This is a genomic window from Flavisphingopyxis soli, from assembly GCF_007995095.1.
In the GTDB taxonomy this organism is placed as follows: domain Bacteria; phylum Pseudomonadota; class Alphaproteobacteria; order Sphingomonadales; family Sphingomonadaceae; genus Flavisphingopyxis; species Flavisphingopyxis soli.
The window spans coordinates 950,799-965,287 of sequence record NZ_VOPY01000001.1 but is presented as its reverse complement, the minus strand read 5'-3'; the positions used below and the strand labels follow the sequence as shown (position 1 = coordinate 965,287).

At 61.3% G+C, this 14,489-nt stretch carries 17 protein-coding genes; 10 read left to right on the top strand and 7 right to left on the bottom strand.

What is annotated here, in order from left to right:
• Positions 1-96 precede the first annotated feature (96 nt).
• From uvrA to FSZ31_RS04765, 7 genes are all read left to right on the top strand, one after another.
• On the top strand, positions 97-3,033 hold the full coding sequence (uvrA, locus tag FSZ31_RS04795; protein ID WP_147121878.1) for an excinuclease ABC subunit UvrA: 2,937 nt from the start codon (positions 97-99) through the stop codon (positions 3,031-3,033).
• 64 nt (positions 3,034-3,097) lie between these two features.
• The gene (locus FSZ31_RS04790; RefSeq protein WP_268934262.1) at positions 3,098-3,235 is read left to right on the top strand and encodes a DUF2200 family protein; all 138 of its coding nucleotides are present in this window, start codon (positions 3,098-3,100) and stop codon (positions 3,233-3,235) included.
• A 96-nt stretch (positions 3,236-3,331) separates the two neighbouring features.
• Complete coding sequence (locus FSZ31_RS04785) at positions 3,332-3,529, top strand: hypothetical protein (protein WP_147121876.1); 198 nt, start codon at positions 3,332-3,334, stop codon at positions 3,527-3,529.
• A gap of 60 nt (positions 3,530-3,589) precedes the next feature.
• Positions 3,590-3,745, top strand: a complete 156-nt coding sequence (locus FSZ31_RS04780) for a DUF2200 family protein (RefSeq protein ID WP_147121875.1) — start codon at positions 3,590-3,592, stop codon at positions 3,743-3,745.
• 141 nt (positions 3,746-3,886) lie between these two features.
• Complete coding sequence (locus tag FSZ31_RS04775) at positions 3,887-5,842, top strand: ATP-dependent nuclease (protein WP_147121874.1); 1,956 nt, start codon at positions 3,887-3,889, stop codon at positions 5,840-5,842.
• Complete coding sequence (locus tag FSZ31_RS04770; RefSeq protein WP_147121873.1) at positions 5,829-6,116, top strand: WYL domain-containing protein; 288 nt, start codon at positions 5,829-5,831, stop codon at positions 6,114-6,116. The genes FSZ31_RS04775 and FSZ31_RS04770 overlap by 14 nt, the downstream gene beginning before the upstream one ends.
• A gap of 116 nt (positions 6,117-6,232) precedes the next feature.
• Positions 6,233-7,849 (top strand): hypothetical protein, encoded by a 1,617-nt coding sequence (locus FSZ31_RS04765; RefSeq protein WP_147121872.1) that lies wholly within the window; start codon positions 6,233-6,235, stop codon positions 7,847-7,849.
• On the opposite strand, the gene FSZ31_RS04760 is transcribed toward FSZ31_RS04765, so the two are convergent.
• Positions 7,828-8,007, bottom strand: coding sequence for a hypothetical protein (locus FSZ31_RS04760; RefSeq protein WP_147121871.1), 180 nt, complete (start codon positions 8,005-8,007; stop codon positions 7,828-7,830). The two genes, FSZ31_RS04765 and FSZ31_RS04760, sit on opposite strands and share 22 nt — an antisense overlap.
• A gap of 173 nt (positions 8,008-8,180) precedes the next feature.
• Here FSZ31_RS04760 and FSZ31_RS12810 point away from each other — a divergent pair, with 173 nt between their 5' ends.
• A complete protein-coding gene (locus FSZ31_RS12810; RefSeq protein ID WP_161595950.1) occupies positions 8,181-8,348 on the top strand; it encodes a hypothetical protein in 168 nt (55 codons plus the stop codon).
• 21 nt (positions 8,349-8,369) lie between these two features.
• Here FSZ31_RS12810 and FSZ31_RS12805 read toward each other — a convergent pair whose 3' ends face one another.
• Complete coding sequence (locus FSZ31_RS12805) at positions 8,370-8,873, bottom strand: hypothetical protein (protein WP_161595949.1); 504 nt, start codon at positions 8,871-8,873, stop codon at positions 8,370-8,372.
• A gap of 108 nt (positions 8,874-8,981) precedes the next feature.
• Between FSZ31_RS12805 and FSZ31_RS12800 the strand changes: the two genes are divergently transcribed.
• Together FSZ31_RS12800 and FSZ31_RS04750 are read left to right on the top strand one after the other, a co-directional pair.
• On the top strand, positions 8,982-9,428 hold the full coding sequence (locus FSZ31_RS12800; RefSeq protein ID WP_161595948.1) for a CHRD domain-containing protein: 447 nt from the start codon (positions 8,982-8,984) through the stop codon (positions 9,426-9,428).
• Positions 9,425-9,862, top strand: a complete 438-nt coding sequence (locus tag FSZ31_RS04750) for an OsmC family protein (protein WP_147121869.1) — start codon at positions 9,425-9,427, stop codon at positions 9,860-9,862. The genes FSZ31_RS12800 and FSZ31_RS04750 overlap by 4 nt, the downstream gene beginning before the upstream one ends.
• 487 nt (positions 9,863-10,349) lie before the next feature.
• On the opposite strand, the gene FSZ31_RS04745 is transcribed toward FSZ31_RS04750, so the two are convergent.
• The 5 genes from FSZ31_RS04745 to FSZ31_RS04725 are packed head-to-tail and all read right to left on the bottom strand — an operon-like array spanning position 10,350 to position 14,473.
• Positions 10,350-10,574, bottom strand: a complete 225-nt coding sequence (locus FSZ31_RS04745) for a hypothetical protein (protein WP_161595947.1) — start codon at positions 10,572-10,574, stop codon at positions 10,350-10,352.
• Between the two features lie 35 nt (positions 10,575-10,609).
• Complete coding sequence (locus FSZ31_RS04740; RefSeq protein ID WP_147121867.1) at positions 10,610-11,950, bottom strand: DUF2254 domain-containing protein; 1,341 nt, start codon at positions 11,948-11,950, stop codon at positions 10,610-10,612.
• Positions 11,947-12,942 (bottom strand): quinolinate synthase NadA, encoded by a 996-nt coding sequence (nadA, locus tag FSZ31_RS04735; protein WP_147121866.1) that lies wholly within the window; start codon positions 12,940-12,942, stop codon positions 11,947-11,949. Before nadA ends, FSZ31_RS04740 begins: the two co-directional genes overlap by 4 nt.
• Positions 12,939-13,559, bottom strand: coding sequence for a DUF4230 domain-containing protein (locus FSZ31_RS04730; protein WP_236643662.1), 621 nt, complete (start codon positions 13,557-13,559; stop codon positions 12,939-12,941). Before FSZ31_RS04730 ends, nadA begins: the two co-directional genes overlap by 4 nt.
• 44 nt (positions 13,560-13,603) lie before the next feature.
• The gene (locus FSZ31_RS04725) at positions 13,604-14,473 is read right to left on the bottom strand and encodes an MBL fold metallo-hydrolase (RefSeq protein WP_147121864.1); all 870 of its coding nucleotides are present in this window, start codon (positions 14,471-14,473) and stop codon (positions 13,604-13,606) included.
• Positions 14,474-14,489 lie beyond the last annotated feature (16 nt).

The window sequence follows — 14,489 nt, the reverse complement described above, 5'->3', positions numbered from 1 at the left end:
CGGCTTCGCCACCTTGCCCCGCGCGGCCCGCTTCCTATCTAGCAATCAACCCCTTCGCGCCTTGCGCAAATAGAACAAATATGGAACACGCCGGCTATGGCCCTTACCCACATTTCCGTCCGCGGCGCGCGCGAGCATAATCTCAAGGGCGTCGACGTCGACCTGCCGCGCGACAGCCTGATCGTCATCACCGGCCTGTCGGGATCGGGCAAATCCTCGCTCGCCTTCGACACCATCTATGCCGAGGGGCAGCGGCGTTATGTCGAGAGCCTCTCGGCGTACGCGCGCCAGTTTCTCGAGATGATGCAGAAGCCCGATGTCGAGCATATCGACGGCCTCTCGCCAGCGATCTCGATCGAGCAGAAGACGACCAGCCGCAATCCCCGCTCGACCGTCGCCACCGTTACCGAGATCTACGATTACATGCGCCTGCTCTGGGCTCGCGTCGGCATTCCCTATTCGCCCGCGACCGGAGAGCCGATCACCGCGCAGCAGGTCGCCGACATGGTCGACCGCGTCATGGCGCTGCCCGAGGGGACGCGCGCCTATCTGCTCGCCCCCGTCGTGCGCGGCCGCAAGGGCGAGTACCGCAAGGAGCTCGCCCAGTGGCAGAAGGACGGCTTCACGCGCGTCCGCATCGACGGCGAGTTCTACGCGATCGAGGACGCGCCCAAGCTCGACAAGAAATACAAGCACGACATCGAGGTGGTGGTTGATCGCATCGCGGTGCGTGACGACCTCCAGGCGCGCCTCGCCGACAGTTTCGAGACCGCGCTGAAGCTCGCCGACGGCCTCGCCTATGTCGATCTCGCCGACGGCAACGTCCCCGGCCGCGAGGATGAAGCGAGCGATCCGGGCAAGATGAAGGGCGCCGGCCTCCCGCCCAACCGCATCGTCTTTTCTCAGCGTTTCGCCTGCCCGGTCAGCGGCTTCACGATCCCCGAGATCGAACCGCGCCTGTTCAGCTTCAACGCACCGCAGGGCGCCTGCCCCGCGTGCGACGGCCTTGGCGAGCGGCTCGAGTTCGACCCGCAGCTCGTCGTCCCCAACGAACATCTCACCCTCAAGAAGGGCGCCGTCGTCCCCTGGGCCAAGTCGAACCCGCCCAGCCCCTATTACATGCAGGTGCTGAGCTCGCTCGGCCGCGCTTATGGCTTCGACCTTGAAACGCCGTGGGAGCAGCTCGACCCGAGCGACCAGGACGTCATCCTCCACGGCACGCGTGGGCGTCCCGTCGAGCTGACCTTCAAGGACGGTCGCAAGTCCTACTCGGTCCGCAAACCCTTCGAGGGCGTCATCGGCAACCTCAATCGCCGCATGCTGCAGACCGAGAGCGCGTGGATGCGCGAGGAGCTCGGCAAGTATCAGACCGCGCAGCCGTGCGAGACGTGCCACGGCAAGCGCCTCCGCCCCGAGCCGCTCGCGGTCAAGATCGCGGGCAAGGATATCGCCACCCCGACGCAGTACAGCGTCACCGACGCGCTCGCCTACTTCACCGCGCTGCAGGCCGACGACAGCCCGCTCACCGTCCAGCAACGGCAGATCGCCACGCCTATCTTGAAGGAAATCGTCGAGCGGATCGGCTTCCTCAACAATGTCGGCCTCGACTACCTCAACCTCGACCGCACCTCGGGCACGCTGTCGGGCGGCGAGAGCCAGCGCATCCGCCTCGCGAGCCAGATAGGTTCGGGATTGTCAGGCGTTTTGTACGTATTGGATGAACCGAGCATCGGCCTGCATCAGCGCGACAACGACCGTCTGCTGATCACTCTCCGCCGCCTGCGCGATCTCGGCAACACCGTCATCGTCGTCGAGCATGACGAGGACGCGATCCGCGCCGCCGACTATATCCTCGACATGGGCCCCGGCGCGGGCGTCCACGGCGGCGAGGTCGTCGCCAAGGGCACGCTCAATCAGATCCTCAAGGCAAAGAACTCGCTCACCGCCGATTATCTCAACGGCACGCGCGAGATCGAGATTCCCGCCAAACGCCGCAAGGGATCGGGCAAGAAGATCACCGTCCACGGCGCGCGGGCAAACAATCTTGCCAACGTCACCGCGTCGATCCCGCTCGGCACCTTCACCTGCGTCACCGGCGTTTCGGGCAGCGGCAAGTCGAGCTTCACGATCGACACGCTCTACGCCGCCGCCGCGCGCCAATTGAACGGCGCCCGCATCATCGCGGGCCAGCATGACAAGGTCACCGGCCTCGAATATTGCGACAAGGTCATCGACATCGACCAGTCGCCGATCGGGCGCACGCCTCGTTCGAACCCCGCGACCTATACCGGCGCCTTCACCAACATCCGCGACTGGTTCGCCGGCCTGCCCGAGTCCCAGGCGCGCGGCTACAAGCCGGGCCGCTTCAGCTTCAACGTCAAGGGCGGCCGGTGTGAGGCGTGCAAGGGCGACGGCCTGATCAAGATAGAGATGCACTTCCTCCCCGACGTCTACGTGACGTGCGAAACGTGCCACGGCAAACGCTACAATCGTGAGACGTTGGAAGTGAAGTTCAAGGGCAAGAGCATCGCCGACGTGCTCGACATGACCGTTGAGGACGCGGTCGAATTCTTCAAGGCGGTCCCCCCGATCCGCGACAAGATGGCGATGCTGGCAGAGGTCGGCCTCGGCTACGTCAAGGTCGGCCAGCAGGCGACGACGCTGTCGGGGGGCGAGGCGCAGCGCGTCAAGCTGGCCAAGGAACTCAGCCGCCGCGCCACCGGCTCGACGCTCTACATCCTCGACGAACCCACCACCGGCCTCCACTTCGAGGACGTGCGGAAACTGTTGGGCGTGCTCCAGGCACTCGTCGAACAGGGGAACACGGTCGTCGTCATCGAGCATAACTTGGACGTCATCAAGACCGCCGACTACATCCTCGACCTTGGCCCAGAGGGCGGCGTCAAGGGTGGCGAAGTCATCGCTGAAGGCACCCCCGAACAGGTCGCCGCCAGTCCGCGCAGCTTCACCGGCGGTTATTTGAAGGACATGCTCGCCAAGCAGGGCGCAAGGCAGCTCGAAGCGGCGAAATAGAACAGTCCCTCTCCCTTGATGGGAGAGGGTTGCGCAGACTTGGCAGCTTGCTGCCTAGTCGAAGCTGGGTGAGGGTGCCCGCGTAGAGATCGTCGCCGACCCGCTGATGAAAGACATCGGCATCCTCGATAAGCTCATCGACGAACTCGCCAAGGGCAAGGAGATGGAGAGGGTTTTGCGGGCGGGATTACGCCGAAATTAAATAAGGTCGTCAATTGAACACTTGGCGAATGCTTACTTAAGGCTATTATCGCAAACGGGCATGCTCATATGTCCACTACGGTAAAGAGGAATAGTCATGGAAAAACCTGAAACGTCCCCGATTATCTCTGAGGAAGAAGCCGCTAATCTCCCCGAGAACATAAATGGCGCGCAATGCTACATGCAGGCACATGACCGCTGGTACAATGACGGCGAAACGACCTGTGTGAATGGGCGTGATCACCGCTGCCGCGACGGTCGCTGGGTCGCGCTCGGAACCAGCGACTACTGCTGACCCACATGGATTGGGCGGCGCATTCTCGCGGCGCCTCCCAATCCTCAATCTCACCAGCGCATGAACCCCGATCGCAGCCTCGTCACCGGCACCGTCTGCGGCGTCCGCGTAGAGGATGTCCCCGACCCGCTGATGAAAGAGATCCGCATCCTCGACAAGCTCATCGACGAACTCGCCAGGGGCAAGGCGATGGCGAAGGTTTTGCGGGTGGGGTGATAAACGCTAGCCTGAATGGCCACCAGTGCCCTCAACATCTTCGAAAGGTTGAGCGAAAAGGCATCCTAGAATGGTTGCCTTTCGGCGGGCCAACCTCAATGCCACCTTTCCAGTTTCAATTTCCGTTCTATACATATCGGCATGAAGCTCGCCTCGATCTCAATTAATAATTATCGCGCGATCTCCAGTCTTGAGATTTCGATCAACGACGTCACGACGTTGATTGGCTCAAACGGCGTCGGAAAGTCCTGTGTTTTAAAGGGAATCGATAAGTTCTTCGCAAAAAGCGCCGCCGTATCCCTAGAGGATTTCCACGACAGAAACGTGTCCGATCCAATTGAAATTGGTCTTACTTTTAACAACCTCCAAGAGGATGAGCTCGAACGATATTCGACGCGGGTGCATGGCAATTCACTGCGCATCGTGCGCGTCTTTCACAGTAATGTAGGCAACCGGGATAACGGACGATATTTTGGTTTCGCATATCGCCATGGCGCCTTCGAACAAATTCGGCAGATTGATGGTGCCAACGATCAGAAGTCTGCTTTCAACGCATTGGCTGCTTCAGACGCCTATCCGGAGTTAGAGCCGCAAACTCGCATTGCAGATGTTTCCCAAGCGATGGCGGACTGGGAGGCGGCGCATCCAGATCAGTGTAATCTAGCTCGCGACGATGGGCAATTTGAAGGTTTCGCAAACGTTGCACGCGGTGGACTACAGAAATTTGTATCGTTTGTTTTTATTCCGGCAGTCCGAGACGCCTCCGCTGATGCAGCAGATCATAAGAATGCGGTTCTAGGGCAACTTCTAGAGCTATACGTGAAGACAGTAGTTCAAGCCAAGAAGGCGATTAAGGACTTTCAAGAGGAAGTTGATGAACGTTATAAGGACCTTGTTTCCCCTGAAAAGATCGGTGAACTTGGTGAACTGTCCGTAAGTCTTACAAAGACTCTAAGAAGCTTTTATGGTGAGAGTGAAGTAACCTTAAATTGGAAGGAGGTTGATCCACTGCCACTTCCTATGCCAACAGCGGAAACACTACTTACAGAGCAAGGTTATACGGGACCAGTCGAAGGTAAGGGACACGGACTACAAAGAGCATTTATATTTACTATTCTTCAACATCTGGCGATCGCGCTACACGCTAGTGCGGATGAGGTTTCTATTGAGTCTGACTTGGGTGACAAGGAGAAACAGGAATCACATTCAATAATTCTTGCGATAGAGGAACCCGAACTTTATCAGCACCCTACCAAGCAACGGCATTTTGCCGAAGTGTTGCGTAATTTGAGCAGTTTGGATGCCCATTCCAGCACTCAGTCTGTTCAATTAATACTATGCTCACACTCTCCTCACTTTTTGTCCACGGATCGTTTCGAGGAAATTCGCGTAATTCACCGAGGTTCTAACGAAGATGGTGGATCTGTCTCCGAGGTTAAGCAGGTAACTTACCAAGAGGTTGTCGATAGCCTTGCGGAAATAAGCGATACCCCTGAAAAGGGTTTGAATGTAGAAGCCCTTAAAGTCAGACTGCACACTCTGACTTCGATAGTTGCCGAGGGTTTTTTTGCCAAAAAAGTGGTTCTCGTGGAGGGTGTAAGCGACGTAGCTGCTCTTAGGGCAGCGGCTACCGTAAAAAATCTATCTTTTGAAGCTGAGGGAATCGCACTACTAGATGTAGGTGGGAAAACAAATCTAGATAAACCTCTGATAATTTTTTCCAAACTCGGAGTGCCAACGTTTGTAGTATTTGATTCTGATGGTCACAAGAAAAACGACCATGAGAAAAAAATTAATGCCAACATCCAAATTCAAAAACTCTGCGGGGTAGAGGACCCTCAAGGAATTAGAACCATAGTCGGGTCTAATTTTGCAAGTTTCGAATCATGTTTGGAGAATGTTCTTAAAGAGGAGGTCGGCCAACTGGAATTTGATAAAGCGGTTGGACAGGCTGCGCACGATTTTGGATTGGAAGCGTCTCGGGTTAAAAAGGTTCCAGCCGCGATGACACAAGTAGTAAAAACTTGTAGTATAGCGGGTGCTAAAAGTGTAACTTTGGACGCTATAGTTGAGGCGATTTTTCATGGGAGTTTTTGAACAAATTCGCGAAGCTATTGAAGCTCGTACGGTTATAGAATTCGATTACAAAAGCTCGCGCAGGGTTGTCGAACCCCATCTTGTCGGAATTAATCGCAAGGGTAATTTAACATTAAGTGCATTTCAACTTTCTGGTGGGTCTGGAGTGTCGTTTCGTGCTTTTATGGTTGATGAAATATCCGGCTTGCGAACGCTAGATGAGGGTTTCGACGGGCCTCGGCCTGGTTTCAATCCGAACGATCAAACAATGGACTCCGTCTTATTTACTATCTGAGGAGATATCGAAGGTGCGCATTAGAACCGCCTAGCCAATTTCCCCCTTTCCTACACATTTCCCCCTGGCATATATATCCGGTCCCCTTTTGTTCCTCAGCATAGCGAGGTGGATCGATGGACCACGAGACTTTCCCCCAGGGCGCGCCCGGCGCCGACACTCCCGACGCACTCCACGACGACCGCGCGCCCGACGCCGCGCCGGTCCTCGCCGCGCTCCCCGCACCCGATGCGCCCGACCCCGATGACCCTTCATCCGCCGAAGCCTTTGGCGAAGGAGGAGCCACCGACGCCTATGGCCGCACCCCCGATCGCTGGGCCGGGTCGGGCGATCCCGACGATCCCACCGCGGGGCTGACCGACCGCGAATACGATATCTACTGGGCGGGCGTGCGCGACTCGATCCGCCTCGCGCGGCACCCGCAACCGGGCGAGGCTCCTTCTCCCCTCCCGCAGGCGGGAGGGGCCGGGGGTGGGCACGATGGTGAACTCGCTTCGACTGAATTGCCCACCCCTAACCCCTCCCGCCTGCGGGAGGGGGACTACGCCGACCCCGACGACGCGCTCGTCCGTCCCTGGCTCAGGCAGTTCGATGCCGGGCTGCGCGATGCCGATAACGATGCCGCCACGCGTGACGGCGGCTGGAACCCGCGGCGCAAGCGCGTCTTCCTCGCGACGCTGGCCGCCTCGGGCATCGTCACCGATGCCTGCCGCGCCGCCTCGATCAGCCCGCGCTCGGCCTACAATCTGCGCAACCGCGACGCGGTCTTTGCCGAGGCATGGGTCGCCGCGCAGGCGCTCGCCCGCCAACGCCTCGCCGACGAGCTGCTCGAACGCGCGCTGCGCGGCCAGGCCGACCGCATCGTCAAGAACGGAGAGGTGATCGCCGAGCGTCACCGCACCGACAACCGCCTCGCATTGGGCCTGCTCACCCGCCTCGATCGCCTCGCCGCGCCCGAGCCGGTCTCGTTCGTCCCCGTCGATCCCGCGCCGCACAAGGTCCTCATGGCACACTGGGACGCCTTCCTCGACACGATCGACGCGCCATCCGCCGAAGACGACGCCATCCCCTCCCGCGCTCATCCTGAGCCTGTCGAAGGAGCCTCTGGCGAAACCCCCGAAGGTCACACCCAGGGTCACACCCGTGAACCCGTCCCTGGACGGTGTGAACTGCATGAACTTGTCAGGACTTTGGAGGCTTCGGGCGATTCCGCCCCCGACCCCGCAACCGCCCCCGCTTCACCCGTCGAAGCCGACGAGGACGAGCACGAGATCTGGCAGGACAGCGAGGGCCATTGGTGGACCGACTTCCCCCCGCCCGAGGACTTCAATGGCCGGCAGGACGGCCGCTACGGCGACTGCGACTATCAGCGCACCCTCGACGGGGACGAACGGTTCGCGGTCGAGGAAGAAGACGACGAAGACCGCGCCGAACGCGCCCGCCTAGAATCGCTCCGCCGCGCCGCCTTCGGCCTCCCCGCCGAAGACGAGGACGAGGAGGATGAGGAGGAGGACGAGGAGGAGGAGGACGGAACCCAAATTCCTCCCCGGACCGGGGGAGTCGCAGACGATCTCTCCGATCAGCGGGACCGCGAAGCGGTGGAGGGGCACGTCACCCCATGCGCCGACATCGCAAAGCCAGGCGATTCCGCCGACACCGCGTCACCTCCGCCGCCGCCCCCGATTGCCGCCGGGCCAGAACCCGCCGCAGCTCAGCGTTTGGGCGATCCGTAATCGGGCTTGCCGCCGCCGCCCGATCCGGGGCCGGCGTCCTCGTCGTCGGGATAGGCGTCGGGCGTCGTCGTGCCGACATCGGGGCGGTTCTCGACCGGCTCGATGCCGTGCGGCGTGGGGATGGTGTCGGTATCTTGGGTCTTGGTCGGTTCGGTCATCGCGGGCGCTCCTGCGGGCTTGGGACAAGGATCACCGGGTCAACGCCCATCCCGCTGCGCCGGTTCCTGCCGCCCGCGTCCGCCCCGCATCCGGGCGCGCCCCTTGAACGTAGCTCGGCGGTAACCAGATGCTTACCCCGACGCTTTATCGGGGCAGCAAGGGAGGACACGGCATGCGGAAAATCAGCGGACTGACAGTCGGGCTCATCGCCTTTGCCGCGACCGGCGCCGCGATCGTCGTGCCCGTCCTTGGCCAGCCCGTTTCGCCTCGCACGTCCAGCGGCGCGAGCACGGCTATCGCCGCCCCCGCACCCTCGCTCGACACGCTTACCGCGGGCTAGGATACGCCCGGCGCGGCGCGCTCAATGCCGCGTCGTGAAGCCCTTCGGTCCGAAGAACTTGCCGAGCGCCGCATTCGCCAGCGCATTGAGCGCCTGGCCCAGTTCGTCGGCGCTCTTCGACACATCATCGGCCGCCGCCTCGACATCGGGCGCTTCGCCATCGCCATCGGCTTCGGGCGCTTTCTTCTTCTTGCTCGCCTTCGCCGCCATTGCCGCGCCCGCCGCGATCAGTCCCGCCGCAGCCAGGTCGCGGACCAGCGGCCCGGTCACCGTCCGCGCAAATTCGCGCCCCTTGCGGCGCAGTTCCTCGGGGATCTCGAACTCCTTGAAGCTGTCGTCCATCTCGATGCGGATATGCGGCCCGTTGCCGCGGTGCGGTCGCCGACTGTCATCCTCGCCGCCGCGCGCGTTTCGCCGCGCAGCGCGCATCTCGGCCTTCGCCGCGCGCAGTTCGTCGCGCGCCTTGCGCATCTTTTTCGCCGCCTTGCGGGCTTTCTTGGCAATTTTTTCGGGGTCATCACTCACGAGTCGTCTCCTTCGCAACTGTATTACTCCTGTAAGGCAGTCAATGCAATCAGGAACGTTCGACGCCTCCGCTCGTTACCGTCACGCAACATTCAAAGGATCCCCGTCATGTCTGCAACCTCCACCACCGCAAAACTCGCCATTCCGCTTCTCGCCCTCGCCGGACTCACCGGCTGCGCGACAATCGCCGGCACCGTCGGCGAAAGCTGGAACACCGCCATGGTCGGCAACCAGGAAGTTCCCGGCCCGGGCGATCCCGACGGCACCGGCACTGCCAAGATCACCGCCGATGCAACGACCAACACCGTCTGCTACGACATTACCGTCCAGCGGATCGGCACGCCGACCGCGGCGCATCTCCATCGCGGCGCTGCCGGTGTTTCAGGCCCGCCCGTCGTCACCTTCAAGGCTCCGACCGCCGGCGCCACGTCCGAGTGCCTCAGCGTCGACAAGGCGCTCGCCGCGTCGATCATCGCCGATCCGTCGAATTATTATGTCAACGTCCACACCGCCGATTACCCGGGCGGCGCCATCCGCGGCCAGCTCGCACGATGAGCACGATCCACAAGAGCGGCTCGGCCCGATACGAAGGCCTCGGCAAGGACGGCAAGGGCCATGTCTCGACCCAGTCTGGCGCGCTCGATAACCAGCCATATGGTTTCCAGACGCGCTTCGAGGACAAGCCCGGGACCAATCCCGAGGAGCTGATCGCAGCCGCGCATGCGAGCTGCTTCACGATGGCATTGAGCTTTGGCCTCGCCAAGGCGGGCCATAGCGACGGCACGCTCGAGACAAAGGCGGTCGTCAGCCTCGACAAGGAGGGTGACGGGTTCAGCGTGACGAAATCGGCGCTGACGCTGAGCGCAACGATCGACGGCATTACGGCCGAGGATTTCGCCAAGGCGGCCGCCGAGGCGAAGGTCAACTGCCCCCTGTCGAAGCTTCTCAATTGCGAAATCACGCTCGAGCACAGCCTCAACGGCGGCTGACATCGGCGGGTTAAACGCCCCCGCAGCACGCTCGCCCAACGAAAAATGGGAGCCGACATTGCTGTCGGCTCCCACTGCGCCACGGATGGATTTGTTCTGATCCGAAGATCGTCGCATTTCCGTCGGGCGTCCGGTTTGATTTTTCTCCGAAGAGATAAATCAGACCCGATATCGCGTCCTTCCGGTTCGAAACCTAGGCTCGCGCCGCGGATTCTACTTTGGTTTTCTTCGACATCCCGCGTCCGCATTTCACATCGTGCTCCACGAGGGAGCCTTCCGCGCCGTGCCTGGCGGTCATCCAGTGGAACCTTCATCATCCGTTCGCCGCGTCTCCGAAGAGTCTTGGCGTCCGTCCGAAGGTTCGCCCTTCCGATGAATTGACAATGGCCCGCCAACCCGAGTCGAATCAAACGAAAAAAACCGACTTATCCACAATCACGCAACTAAGCTGTGGATAACCCCGATATCTGTAACAATGTTGCGTGGCTCAGGGCTTATCGCTCTCGGTCAGCGTCTCGTCGTTCGCTTCTTCGTCGTCGATCGGCTCGCCGCGATCGGGGTTGAGATCTGTCTCGATCCCGTCCTTGACCGGATGATGGCCCTCGACCTCAAGGATTTCGGCGCGCTGATCCTCGTCATAATCGCTCAAGTCTTCGCCGCTCGTATCGACCTGTCCGTCCATCATGATTTCCTTTGTGGTTGTATCGTTCAAACGCCCGATCAACGCACCCGTTCCTCGCATATGCGCTAGACCGCCCGCGTCGCCATCGCCGCCATCGTCTCGCGGAAATTACCGTAGCGCGTTTCGAGCTCGTCGAGGGCGGGCCCACTCAGCGACCCGCGTGCCTGGCTGAGCAGCAGCGCGCCCTCCTTAGCGATCGCATCGCGCCGACGCTGTGACGACGATGCGGTCGCGCTCGCGTACAGGCAGTCGAGGAAATTCTTTGCCGCCAGAGGACTGCCTGCCGCCGACGCGCGGATTCCGCCAAACCCGCGCCCAAGGAAATGTGTGAAATCGTCAGCCAATGGCATGACCCGGTCGCGCTTGTAGCCGCCCTGCTCGGGTCCGCGCGTCAGGTCGCGCCGCGCGATTTCGCCCGTCGCCGCGCCGAGCCAGTGCATCGCGGTGATCGCGGTGAACGGATCGTTGATCCCCGGCGATAGCGCGCGCAACGCGATCTCGACCAGCTCGTCGATCAGGAATTCTAGGTCCTGCGTCGGCGTGCGCCGCCCGCCCATTGCGAAACAGTCGCGGATTTCGCCAATCGCTTCGTCGTCCCATTCGCCGCCGGCAACCTTGGCAAAGGTCATATCGGGATGGACGAAATCGCCAGTACGCACGTTGAGCACGATCGTGCCGCCGCGCGCCTCGGCAATGTCGTCGAGCGACGAGAAATCGATGATCTGGACATAGCCGCTGTCGCGCGCGGTAATTGCATCGCCGTCGGGCCGCTCGCCTGGCTCGGTGCCATCGTCATCTTCGGGAAAGCGGCGCTTGAGATCTCGGATCAGCCGCTCGCCGATTCCTTCGAGCACCGTATTGATGCGGATGCTCGACGGGATGTGGTTGAGGAAATAGACGAGCACGGCGACCGCGACGGCCACCATGACCGTAGCGATCAGCAACGACAGTTGCGGTACGAAACCCGGCGCGATGGTTGATACCGCATCAGCAACCGTTGTCGCCTGTTCGCCCTCGCTGCGCACGACGCGCAGGACCATTACCGCATAGACGAAGGTGGCGATAAAGGTTCCAAGCGAAAGCTGGTTGCCCCGGTCCTCCATAAAGTTGGTCAGCAGCCGCGGGCCATACGTGCCAGAGGCATAAGCAACCGCCGCGATGGTGATCGAGAACACCGTCGATGCGACGCCGATCATCGATCCCGCGATCACCGTCAATGTGTTGCGCGCGCCATCGGGCCGCGCCGGGCTCAGCCAGTCGACTTGGCTCAGATATTCGGCCGCCCAGACGCGATCGATATAGACGGTAACGAACGCCAGGATCGCCGCCAGACCAGAGAAGATCGCCGGATAGAACCAGTAGCTCGCGTTGACACTAACCCACCAGCTGCGCAGCGTCGCGATCATGCGCCGGGATGACCCAGGTCGCCCTGCCCCAATGTGCCGGCGGCCATTTCGAGCATTCGGTCGAGCGATTTCTTGGCGGCGATACGCACGTCCTCCTCGATCTCGATCCGCGGTTCGAGGTCGCGCAGCGCGACATAGAGCTTCTCCATCGTATTCAGCGCCATGTACGGACAGATGTTGCAGTTGCAGTTGCCGTCGGCGCCGGGCGCGCCAATGAAAGTCTTCTCGGGTACCGCCTTTTCCATCTGGTGGATGATGTGCGGTTCGGTTGCAACGATCAGCGTGTCGCTCTCGCTGGTCTTGACGAACTGCAGAATCCCGCTGGTCGATCCGACGTAATCGGCATGGTCGATGATGTGCGGCGGGCATTCGGGGTGCGCCGCAACCGGCGCGTCCGGGTATTGCGCCTTGAGCTTGAGCAGCTCGGTTTCGCTGAACGCCTCATGGACGATGCACACGCCGGGCCAGAGCAGCATATCGCGGTCGAACTTGCGCGCAAGATAGCCGCCCAGATGCTTGTCGGGGCCGAAGATGATCTTCTGATCCTTGGGAATCTGGCTCAGGATCGTCTCGGCCGACGAACTGGTGACAATGATATCACTCAATGCCTTCACCGCCGCCGAACAGTTGATGTAGGTCAGCGCGATGTGATCGGGATGCTTGGCACGAAACGCCTTGAACTGTTCGGGCGGGCAGCTGTCCTCCAGACTGCATCCCGCCGCCATGTCGGGGAGGATGACGATCTTTTCGGGACTTAGGATCTTGGCGGTTTCGGCCATGAACCGCACGCCGCAAAAGGCAATGACGTCGGCATCAGTATCGGCGGCTTTTTTCGACAGCTCCAGACTGTCGCCGACGAAATCGGCAAGGTCCTGAATCTCGGGCTTCTGGTAATAATGCGCCAGGATCACCGCGTTGCGATCCTTGCGCAGCCGGTCGATTTCGGCGCGCAGGTCGACGCCGGCAAGGCTGGCATTGGGTTGGGCTGTCATTGCGAAGCGTCCTTTTCTCCGTCGAAGCGCACTTCGACCGTAACATTATCATAGCCCGCCACTTGCAGCGGAATCGTGAGGTTTTGCTGTACCGCATCGCGCGCAGCCGTCCGTGCGAGGTTCATCAGCACCGGGTTCGCGGCCTGCTTGGCCGCCTGCTGTTCGGCGAGGCGCGTGTTATTCCGGTTGAGGCGCTCCTGCGCGTCGCGCGTAATCAACACGCCCTCGCGGATATATTGTGCGCGGGCTTCGTCGAGATTGGGGCGACTGACGGTCAGCGGTGGCAGCGTTACCGTCAGCGTACGGTTTGCATCGTTCCAGCGCATCCGCTGGCGGTCTATTTGCGACAGGTCGAGGCGGTACTCAACGCGCGCCGGGATCACCGCGATCTGTTTCGATTTGAGCAATCCGAGCATGCGTTCATCGTCACTCGCCACGACCGGTGCGAGCTGCGCGCTGAACACCGTCAGGCTGTTCTGCTTTTCAAACGCCAGCAACGACGTTGCCAGCGGGTCGCCGAGTTGCTCGGGGCCAAAGGCACGCCACGCGAGCCAGACAGCGGCCGCAAGCGTCAGCGCGAACAGGACCCAGGGCGCGCGCCGAACAGGCGGCGCCATGGTCGGCGCGACCGTCCTTGGCTGCTCGCGGTCGGACGTGGCCATCAAGTTGCGCGAAGTTTCCATTGCTCTCCTGAACGGGCGACACGCCCTTGGCGTTCCAGTTCGATCAGATGCGCCAGCACCGATCGTCCTGCCGCGCCGTATAGCCGCGGGTCGAGCCCCTTGTACATCGACGGCACCATCTCTTCGATCCGATCGGTGCCCTCGGCAATGCGGCGCAAGATCTGCCCTTCGCGCTGGCGGCGATGGCCCATCATGCCACGCACCAGCTTGCGCGGCGTCTCGATAGCGCGCCCGTGCGCTGGATAGTAAATCCGGTCGTCGCGATCGAGCAGCAATGCCATGCTCGCCATATAGTCTGCCATGTCGCCATCGGGCGGGCTGACCACGGTGGTCGACCAGCCCATGACGTGGTCGCCAGTGAACAGCGCGCCCGATTGATCGAGCGCGAAACATAAATGGTTTGACGTATGACCGGGCGTCGCGACGGCAGTCAGCGTCCAGCCGTCGCCCGCGACCTGCTCACCGTCGGCAAGGACACGGTCGGGCGCATAAGCGACATCGAACGCGGCGTCGGCTCGCGGCCCGTCATCGTCGAGCGTCAGCGCCGCACAGCCGATGATCGGCGCGCCGACCAACCGCGACAGCGGCGCTGCCGCCGGACTGTGATCGCGGTGCGTGTGGGTGCACATGATCGCACGCACAGGACGATCCGCGATTCCGGCGACAATCGCAGCGATATGGTCCTCGTCGGCCGGACCCGGATCGATCACTGCAAGGTCGGATCGGCCAACCAGATAGGTCTGCGTACCGGTATAAGTGTAGGGCGAAGGATTGGGCGCGAGAACCCGCGCGACGAGAGGCTCGATCTGCTCGGCAAGGCCGACGGGTCCTGGTGCGGGAATAGCCATTGCCCTCCATGTGGCA

What these genes read in the sequence shown, in the direction of transcription:
- FSZ31_RS12810 (WP_161595950.1), top strand. Translation starts at nt 8,181, where the DNA reads ATGCGGAAAATCAGCGGACTGACAGTCGGGCTCATCGCCTTTGCCGCG.
- FSZ31_RS04750 (WP_147121869.1), top strand. Translation starts at nt 9,425, where the DNA reads ATGAGCACGATCCACAAGAGCGGCTCGGCCCGATACGAAGGCCTCGGC.
- uvrA (WP_147121878.1), top strand. Translation starts at nt 97, where the DNA reads ATGGCCCTTACCCACATTTCCGTCCGCGGCGCGCGCGAGCATAATCTC.
- nadA (WP_147121866.1), bottom strand. Translation starts at nt 12,942, where the DNA reads ATGACAGCCCAACCCAATGCCAGCCTTGCCGGCGTCGACCTGCGCGCC.
- FSZ31_RS04740 (WP_147121867.1), bottom strand. Translation starts at nt 11,950, where the DNA reads ATGATCGCGACGCTGCGCAGCTGGTGGGTTAGTGTCAACGCGAGCTAC.
- FSZ31_RS04725 (WP_147121864.1), bottom strand. Translation starts at nt 14,473, where the DNA reads ATGGCTATTCCCGCACCAGGACCCGTCGGCCTTGCCGAGCAGATCGAG.
- FSZ31_RS04730 (WP_236643662.1), bottom strand. Translation starts at nt 13,559, where the DNA reads ATGGCGCCGCCTGTTCGGCGCGCGCCCTGGGTCCTGTTCGCGCTGACG.
- FSZ31_RS12800 (WP_161595948.1), top strand. Translation starts at nt 8,982, where the DNA reads ATGTCTGCAACCTCCACCACCGCAAAACTCGCCATTCCGCTTCTCGCC.
- FSZ31_RS04780 (WP_147121875.1), top strand. Translation starts at nt 3,590, where the DNA reads ATGAACCCCGATCGCAGCCTCGTCACCGGCACCGTCTGCGGCGTCCGC.
- FSZ31_RS04765 (WP_147121872.1), top strand. Translation starts at nt 6,233, where the DNA reads ATGGACCACGAGACTTTCCCCCAGGGCGCGCCCGGCGCCGACACTCCC.
- FSZ31_RS04760 (WP_147121871.1), bottom strand. Translation starts at nt 8,007, where the DNA reads ATGACCGAACCGACCAAGACCCAAGATACCGACACCATCCCCACGCCG.
- FSZ31_RS04770 (WP_147121873.1), top strand. Translation starts at nt 5,829, where the DNA reads ATGGGAGTTTTTGAACAAATTCGCGAAGCTATTGAAGCTCGTACGGTT.
- FSZ31_RS04785 (WP_147121876.1), top strand. Translation starts at nt 3,332, where the DNA reads ATGGAAAAACCTGAAACGTCCCCGATTATCTCTGAGGAAGAAGCCGCT.
- FSZ31_RS04775 (WP_147121874.1), top strand. Translation starts at nt 3,887, where the DNA reads ATGAAGCTCGCCTCGATCTCAATTAATAATTATCGCGCGATCTCCAGT.